General features: G+C 74.1%; 7 protein-coding genes. 6 read left to right on the forward strand and 1 reads right to left on the reverse strand.

Going from position 1 to position 7,555, the window contains the following annotated elements; translation table 11 throughout:
* Positions 1-373, reverse strand: a 373-nt coding sequence (locus ABD978_RS43955; protein WP_425550741.1) for a hypothetical protein, incomplete at its 3' end; no start/stop codon positions are given.
* On the opposite strand from ABD978_RS43955, the gene ABD978_RS22125 reads away from it, so the two are divergent.
* From ABD978_RS22125 to ABD978_RS22150, 6 genes are read left to right on the forward strand one after another with little or no spacing between them, the layout of a single operon-like run.
* Positions 336-2,276, forward strand: coding sequence for a serine/threonine-protein kinase (locus ABD978_RS22125; RefSeq protein ID WP_425550742.1), 1,941 nt, complete (start codon positions 336-338; stop codon positions 2,274-2,276). The genes ABD978_RS43955 and ABD978_RS22125 overlap by 38 nt on opposite strands.
* A 2-nt stretch (positions 2,277-2,278) precedes the next feature.
* A complete protein-coding gene (locus ABD978_RS22130) occupies positions 2,279-3,265 on the forward strand; it encodes a protein phosphatase 2C domain-containing protein (protein ID WP_345357556.1) in 987 nt (328 codons plus the stop codon).
* The gene (locus ABD978_RS22135; RefSeq protein ID WP_345357559.1) at positions 3,258-4,553 is read left to right on the forward strand and encodes a vWA domain-containing protein; all 1,296 of its coding nucleotides are present in this window, start codon (positions 3,258-3,260) and stop codon (positions 4,551-4,553) included. Before ABD978_RS22130 ends, ABD978_RS22135 begins: the two co-directional genes overlap by 8 nt.
* A 2-nt stretch (positions 4,554-4,555) precedes the next feature.
* The gene (locus ABD978_RS22140) at positions 4,556-5,308 is read left to right on the forward strand and encodes an FHA domain-containing protein (protein ID WP_345357562.1); all 753 of its coding nucleotides are present in this window, start codon (positions 4,556-4,558) and stop codon (positions 5,306-5,308) included.
* Complete coding sequence (locus ABD978_RS22145) at positions 5,305-6,720, forward strand: hypothetical protein (protein ID WP_345357564.1); 1,416 nt, start codon at positions 5,305-5,307, stop codon at positions 6,718-6,720. Before ABD978_RS22140 ends, ABD978_RS22145 begins: the two co-directional genes overlap by 4 nt.
* 12 nt (positions 6,721-6,732) lie before the next feature.
* The gene (locus tag ABD978_RS22150) at positions 6,733-7,548 is read left to right on the forward strand and encodes a glutamate ABC transporter substrate-binding protein (protein ID WP_345357566.1); all 816 of its coding nucleotides are present in this window, start codon (positions 6,733-6,735) and stop codon (positions 7,546-7,548) included.
* Positions 7,549-7,555 lie beyond the last annotated feature (7 nt).

Consider the following 7,555-nt stretch of genomic DNA (forward strand, 5'->3'; position numbering starts at 1 on the left):
CCCCGGCCGCCGCCGTCCCGCCGCCCGCGGCCGCGCCCGACGACCGCTGCGCGCGGCCGGGCTGCGGCGGCACGATCGCGGACGGGTACTGCGACCTCTGCGGGCTGGCGCCGGCCGCCGGATCCGGGGCGGCCCAGGCTCCGGCGGGCGGATCCGCGGCGGCCCCGGGCTCGGCCCGGACGTCCGCGTCCGCGCGGTCGGCGCCGGTCAGCCGCGGGACGGGCGTCACCGGCATCACGGGGAGCACGTCGAGCCGCAGCGTCCGCACCGGCTCGTCGCGGTCCTCGTCGCGCCGGCGCGGGATGCTCGGCGCGGGCCTGGTCGAGGTGCCGCGCGTGCCGTACCGCGACCCCGCCTCGGCGGTGCTGGCCAACCCCGTCGTCGCGGAGAACAAGCGCTTCTGCAGCGTCTGCGGTGAGCCGGTCGGACGGTCGCGCGGCGACCGGCCGGGCCGCGCGGAGGGGTTCTGCCCGAAGGACGGCACCCCCTTCTCGTTCTCGCCGAAGCTCAAGGCGGGCGACCTGGTCGGCGGGCAGTACGAGGTGCTGGGCTGTCTCGCGCACGGCGGCCTGGGCTGGATCTACCTGGCCCGCGACCGGAACGTCAGCGACCGGTGGGTCGTGCTCAAGGGCCTGCTCGACACCGGCGACGCCGACGCGCTGGCCGCGGCGGCGGCCGAGCGGGCGTTCCTCGCGGAGGTCGAGCACCCCAACATCGTCAAGATCTACAACTTCGTGCAGCACGACGGCTCCGGGTACATCGTCATGGAGTACGTCGGCGGCCGGCCGCTCAAGGACATCCTCAAGGACCGGCGCGAGCAGGAGGGCCCGGACGCCGCGCTGCCGCTCCCCCAGGTCATCGCGTACGGCATCGAGGTGCTGCGCGCCTTCGACTACCTGCACGGCCTCGGCGTCCTCTACTGCGATTTCAAGCCGGACAACGCCATCCAGTCCGAGGAGCAGCTCAAGCTGATCGACCTCGGCGGCGTCCGGCGCGTGGACGACGTGGACGGCGCGATCTACGGGACGGTCGGCTACCAGGCGCCCGAGATCGCCGACGTCGGCCCGTCGGTGGGCTCCGACCTGTACACGGTGGGCCGGACGCTGGCCGTGCTGAGCTTCCCGTTCAAGGGCTACACCACCAAGTGGGAGACGAACCTGCCGCCGCGCGAGGAGGTGCCCGTCCTCGCGCGCCACGAGTCCTACGACCGGCTGCTGCGCCGCGCCACCCACGCCGACCCGGACTTCCGGTTCCAGGACGCCTCCGACATGGCCGACCAGCTCACGGGCGTGCTGCGCGAGGTGCTGTCCGCCGAGGACGGCAAGCCGCGCCCGGCGGCCTCGACGCTGTTCGGGCCGGAGCGGTTCACGGCGGGGGACGTGTTCGACCCGCTCGTGCCGGCGGACGCCGCCGCGACGTTGCCGGCGCCGCTGGTGGACTCCGCCGACCCGGCCGCCGGTTTCCTCGCCGGTCTCACCGCGCTGGAGCCGGAGCGGCTCGCCGACGCCCTGACGAACGCGCCCACCCGTACGCCCGAGGTCGACCTGACGCTGGCCCGGGTGCGTGTCGAGCTGGGCGACACGGCGGGGGCGCACGCGGTGCTGGACGCCCTGCCGCAGGAGGACTGGCGCGTCGGCTGGTACCGCGCGGTCGCGGTGCTGGCGGCCGGGCAGGTCCCGGAGGCGGCCGGCCTGTTCGACGAGCTGTACACGCTGATGCCGGGTGAGGCGGCGCCCAAGCTGGGCCTGGCGTACTGCCGCGAGCTGCTCGGCGACCACGCCGGCGCGGCGGGCCTGCACGAGGCCGTGTGGCGCACCGACCGGGCGTTCGTCACGGCGTGCTACGGGCTGGCCCGGGCGCGGCTCGCCCTGGGGAACCGCGTCGGGGCGTCGCAGGCGCTGGACTCGGTGCCCAAGATCTCCAGTCACCACGTCGCGGCGCAGATCTCCGCGGTGCACACGGCCGTACGCGACCGGGACCCGGCGGAGATCACCGAGCCGGACCTGGTCGGCGCCGGCGCCCGGCTGGCCGCCCTCGACCTCGACCCCGGCCGCCACGGGCTGCTCGCCCTCGGCGTGCTGGAGGCCGCGCTCGAACGGGTGCGCCGCGCCGGCGACGGCACCGGCTCGGTGCTCGGCACGCCGCTGACCGAGTCCGGGCTGCGCCGCAAGCTGGAGGAGACCTACCGGTCGCTCGCCCGGCTGGCCACGACCCGCGCCGAGCGGCACCGGCTGGTCGACCAGGCCAACGCCGTACGCCCGATGACGGTGGTCTGAGCGTGGGCGCCCAGGAGAGCTGCCCGTGGTGCGGCAGCGAGGTCTTCGCCGGTGAGGCGTTCTGCGAGGCGTGCGGCCGGTCCCTGACCGCCGCGCCCGCCGCCGGGGACGGCGGGTCCCCGGCGAGCGGACCGGCGCCGGCCGGGGCCTGCGCGGAGTGCGGTTCGACGGCGTTCAGCGAGGACGGGTACTGCGAGCGGTGCGGCCTGCTGCGGCCCGGCGACCGGGATCACGTCGAGGTGGAGGCGGGCGGCGCCGCCGGGGTGACGGACCGGGGCCTGCGGCACAGCCGCAACGAGGACGCGATGGGCCTGGCCGTGGCCGGCGCGGGCGTCGCGGCGATCGTCTGCGACGGCGTGTCGAGTTCTCCCCTGCCCCAGGTGGCCTCCCAGACCGGCGCCGACGCGGGCCTGGCGGTGCTCACCGAGCGCCTCACGGCGGGCGACGACCCCGAGAAGGCCACCCGGGCGGCGCTGACGCGGGCGGTGGAGGCGGTCACGGCGCTCGCCGAGTCGCCGCACGACGCGCCGGCCTGCACGTACGTCTCGGCGTACGCCGGGCCGACCGGGGTCACCGTCGGCTGGGTCGGGGACAGCCGCGCGTACTGGCTCGGCGGGGAGGCGTCACGGCAGCTCACCGCCGACGACTCCTGGGCCGCCGAGATGGTCGCGCACGGCGCGCTGACCGAGGCCGAGGCGCAGGCCCACCCGAACGCCCACGCCATCGTCGCCTGGCTCGGCGCCGACGCGGGCGAGGTCGAGCAGCACGTGACGTCCTTCGTCCCGGAGGGACCCGGCACGCTGCTGCTGTGCAGCGACGGGCTGTGGAACTACTACCCGGAGGCGGCGGGCCTGGCCGCCGTCCTGCCGGACGCCGACCCGCTGACCGCGGCCCGGCATCTCGTACGCCTCGCGCTGGACGCCGGAGGGCGCGACAACATCACCGTCGTGGTGATCCCTTTCACACAGGAGAGCACGCGCAATGAGTGAACAGCCGGACTTCAGCATCCGGATCGACCAGAACAAGTACCTGCCGCAGGGCGGCCAGGAGGTCCACGCGGTCGTCACGGTGGAGTCGACCGGGGCGCCGGTCGCCGCCGCCACGGGCGCCGGGACGTCCGCCGCCGAGGTCATCATCATCGACACCTCCGGGTCGATGGACTATCCGCGGAACAAGATGATCTCGGCGATCAAGGCGGCGCAGGCCGCGGTGGACACCCTGCGCGACGGGGTGAACTTCGCCATCGTCTCCGGGTCGAGCCGCGCCACGATGGTCTACCCGCGGGCCGAGGAGCTGATCCCGGCGAACGCGCAGACCCGCGCGGAGGCCAAGGACGCGCTGAGCCGGCTCAAGGCGACCGGCGGCACCGCGATGGGCGCCTGGCTGACCCTCGCCGGACGGCTGTTCGCCGGGCACCCGGACGGCATCCGGCACGCGATCCTGCTCACGGACGGCAAGAACCAGCACGAGTCACCGGAACAGCTCGACGCGGCGGTGGCCCAGGCCGTCGGCCGGTTCGTCTGCGACTGCCGCGGCGTGGGCACCGACTGGGAGGTCGCCGAGCTGCGGAAGGTCGCGTCCGCGCTGCTCGGCAGCCTGGACATGGTGGCGAGCCCGGAGGCCCTGGAGGCCGACTTCCGGGCGATGACCGAGGCCGCGATGGGCAAGGCCGTCGCGGACGTCGCGCTGCGGGTGTGGACGCCGCAGTACGCCAAGCTGCGGTTCGTCAAGCAGGTCCTGCCGAGCGTGGAGGACCTCACCGGACGGCGGGCCGACGTCGACGAACGGTCCGGGGACTACCCGCTCGGCGCGTGGGGCAGCGAGAGCCGCGACTACCACGTCTGCGTCGAGGTCCCGGCCGGCGAGGTCGGCCGGGAGATGCGGGCGGCGTGGATCAAGCTGATGCTCGGCGACCAGGTGGTGGCCAGCGGCAACGTGCTGGCCGAGTGGACCGACGACGAGGCCCAGTCCACCCGGATCAACCCGAAGGTCGCGCACTACACCGGCCAGGCCGAGCTCGCCGAGAACATCCAGGCCGGCCTGCAGGCCCGCAAGGACGGCGACCTCGACACCGCGACGGCGCGGCTGGGCCGGGCCGTCGCGCTGGCCCACCAGTCGGGCAACGAGGCGATCGCCTCGCTCCTGGGCAAGGTCGTGGACGTCGACGACCCGGCGACCGGTCGCGTACGGATCAGGAAGGACGTCGACAAGGCCGACGAGATGTCCCTCGACACCCGCTCCACCAAGACCGTGCGCACGCGCCGGAGCGAGGGCTGAGCATGGCGACCTGTCCGGCCGGGCACACCTCGACGGCCACCGACTACTGCGACGTGTGCGGCGCCCGCATCGGCGACGCGGCGGCGGTCCCGGCTCCCGCGTCCGCCGCCCCGGTGACCCCCGACTTCGGGACGCCGGCCCCGGGGGCCCCGGCGGCCGGTGACCCCTGCCCCGACTGCGGCGCGCCGCGTACCGGGCGCTTCTGCGAGGCCTGCGGGTACGACTACGCGGTCGGCGGCGGCCGGCCCACCCCGCCTCCCCCGCCCGTGCCGCCCCCGGCGGCCGGGGACCCGGACGAGGAGGATCCCGTCACGCGTGACTGGGCGCCCCCGAAGGCGCCCCAGCCCGAGCCGCCGGCCACCGACTGGGCGGCCGTCGTCATCGCGGACCGGGAGTACTACGACCGCGTGGTGACCGAGGACGAGGACTTCACGTTCCCGCCGTACTGCCCGTCCCGGCGCATCCCTCTCTCCGGCGAGCAGGTGGTGATCGGGCGGCGGAGCGCGTCGCGGGGGCTCACGCCGGAGATCGACCTCAGCGAGCCCCCCGCCGACCCGGGCGTCTCGCACACCCACGCGGTCCTGCTCGCCAAGCCCGACGGCACCTGGACGCTGGTCGACCCCGGCTCCACCAACGGCACGACCATCAACGAGAGCGACACGCCCATCCCCGTCAACGTGGAGGTTCCGCTGCGCGACGGCGACCGCGTGTACGTGGGCGTCTGGACCACCATCACGCTGCGGAGGCTGCGGTGACGATCACGACGACTCCTCCGTCCTCCCCGGTCCGGCGGGGACGGGTGACCGGGCGCCTGCGGATCCGGACGATGCCGGGCCGCATCCGCGCGCTGGCCGCCCTCGCGGCCCTGGCGGTGCTCGTCGTGCTCCTCGTCACCACGCTGACCGTACGGGACGCCCGGGACGGGCTGCGGGTGATCGGCCACGACGCCGGCCCGCAGGTGGTCGCCACCGGCGACCTGTACTTCGCGCTCAGCGACATGGACGCCCAGCTCGCCGACGCGCTGCTGATCGGCGGCGACCCCGGGCTGGCCGGCCGGCGCGCCGCGGCGCTGCGGTTGTACGAGCAGCGCCGGTCCGAGGCGAACGGCACGCTGCTGCAGGGATCGCGGCTGGCGGGCAGCGACCCGACCGAGCAGCGGAACGCGCAGGCGATGCTGGACGCGCTGGGCCGGTACGAGCGCCTGGCGGGCCAGGCGCTGCTCACCGACGAGAACTCGAGGCACGCCGCCGGACCACCGCCGTCCGCCGTCACCGCGCTGTACCGGCAGGCGACCGACCTGATGAAGCTGGACGTGCTGCCGAAGGCGTACAACCTGACGCTCGACAACGGCACGAAGGTGCGCCGCACATACGAGGCGAAGCGGTCGGCGGTGCTGCGGGGCCGGATCTGGGTCGTGCTCACCGGCCTGCTCCTCATCGTCGTCCTCGCCGGCGTCCAGGTCTACTTCGCCACGCGCTTCCGCCGCCTGGTCAACCCGTTCCTCGCCCTGGCGACGGTGGGCACCCTCGTTCTCGTCGTGGTGAGCGTGGCGCTCCTGTCCAGCGAGGCCGGACGCCTGCGGACCGCCAAGGAGGACGGCTTCGACTCGGTGCTGGCGCTGTCGCGGGCCCGGGCGATCAGCAACAGCGCCCACGCGGACGAGAGCCGCTATCTGCTCGACCCGGGACGTGCCGACACGTACGAGCAGGTCTACCTGGACAAGTCCGAGGCGATCCTCTACGTCCCCGCGGGCAACCTCGACACCTACTACTCCCTGCTCGACGAGAAGATCGGCGGCAGTGACTTCCTCGGCTTCTACGGAACCGAGGCGCACCACATCACGCTGCCCGGGCAGCAGGCGGCGCTGCGGAAGGTGCTGTCCGGATACCAGAAGGTCCAGAACGACGACCGGACGATCCGGCTGGTCGCGACCGGCGACCGCCGCCGGGCGCTCACCGTCAAGCTCGCCGGCGGGACCGACGACTTCGACGCCTACGACAAGGCGCTGGTCGCCCTGAAGGACCTGCACGGTCGCGCGTTCGACCAGGCGATCGCCTCCGGTGACCACGGGCTCCGCGGGTGGAACGTCACCCTGCCCGGCGCGGCCGTCGTCCTCATCATCCTCATCCTCGCCGGGGTCCGGCCGCGGCTGTCCGAGTACCGGTAAGGGAGCACGCAGATGCGACTACGTCGAATCGGCCTCGCGGTGGCGCTGTTGCTGGCGTCGGCCGGGTGCGGGGTGGCCGGCGGAGAGACCTCGTCGGTCAGCGGCAAGGACCACCTGGTCGTCGGCGTCTCCAAGGACCAGCCCGGTCTGGGCTTCCGCGACTCGAGCGGCGCTTACAAGGGCTTCGACATCGACGTCGCCCGCGACGTCGCGCGGCGGCTCGGCGCCAAGCACCTGACGTTCAAGCCGCTGACCAGCGGCCAGCGGGAGGCGGCGCTGCGGGGCGGCGACGTCGACATGATCGTGTCGAGCTACTCCATCACGCAGGAGCGCAAGACCCAGGTCGTCTTCGCCGGCCCGTACTACGTCGCGCACCAGGACACCCTGGTGCGCGCGGGCGAGACGACCGTACGGAACGTACGCGACCTGCGCGGGAAGCGGCTGTGCCAGGTCACCGGCTCGGTCTCCTGGCGGCGCGTCACCGAGGAGCGCAAGATCGCCGCCCGGCTCGTGCCGGCCTCCTCGTACGGGGAGTGCCTGGACGACCTCGTATCCGGGAAGGTCGACGCCATCTCCACCGACGACCTGATCCTCGCGGGCTTCGCCGCGCAGCGCGGGAACCAGGTCCGGTTCGTCAACGCCCCGTTCTCGGACGAGCGGTACGGCGTCGGGCTGCGCCCCGGCGACATCCGGGGCTGCGAGGACATCAACAAGGCGATCACCGAGATGTACCAGGACGGCACGGCCGCGACCCTGCTCAAGCGGTGGTTCGGATCGACGGGACTGAACGTCACGACGACGGTCCCGCAGTTCGAGGGCTGCGGCTGAGCCGGTA

This window comes from Actinoallomurus liliacearum, assembly GCF_039542035.1.
GTDB lineage: Bacteria > Actinomycetota > Actinomycetes > Streptosporangiales > Streptosporangiaceae > Actinoallomurus > Actinoallomurus liliacearum.

Excerpts from the sequence above, each read along its gene's own strand:
- ABD978_RS22135 (WP_345357559.1), top strand. The coding sequence starts at position 3,258 with ATGAGTGAACAGCCGGACTTCAGCATCCGGATCGACCAGAACAAGTAC.
- ABD978_RS22140 (WP_345357562.1), top strand. The coding sequence starts at position 4,556 with ATGGCGACCTGTCCGGCCGGGCACACCTCGACGGCCACCGACTACTGC.
- ABD978_RS22150 (WP_345357566.1), top strand. The coding sequence starts at position 6,733 with ATGCGACTACGTCGAATCGGCCTCGCGGTGGCGCTGTTGCTGGCGTCG.